The organism is Oceanivirga salmonicida (assembly GCF_001517915.1).
In the GTDB taxonomy this organism is placed as follows: Bacteria; Fusobacteriota; Fusobacteriia; order Fusobacteriales; family Leptotrichiaceae; genus Oceanivirga; species Oceanivirga salmonicida.
The window spans coordinates 1-232 of the sequence record NZ_LOQI01000237.1 but is presented as its reverse complement, the minus strand read 5'-3'; the positions used below and the strand labels follow the sequence as shown (position 1 = coordinate 232).

The 232-nt window shown below is 29.3% G+C and carries 1 protein-coding gene; it reads right to left on the bottom strand.

Annotated elements, in window-relative coordinates; all coding sequences use genetic code 11:
• Nucleotides 1–204: peptidase U32 family protein (locus AWT72_RS09100; protein WP_371440147.1), on the bottom strand; the 204-nt coding region annotated here is incomplete at its 3' end.
• Nucleotides 205–232 lie beyond the last annotated feature (28 nt).

Here is a 232-nt window from a genome sequence, read left to right as displayed (position 1 = left end):
TATATTAAGAGTAACATATACTCTTTTTCCTAATTTATGTGCATACTCAACTGCTTCTTTTAATTCTTTATCTCTAAAATTAGCCGACATTCCTCTTAAATTAAAAGCTCCACCACCTATATAACATGCATCTGCACCAAAATGTATCGCTTCTTTTAATTTTTCCATATTACCTGCTGGTGATAATAATTCTACTTTGTTCAAATTTCCTCCTTAATATATTTGCTCATAA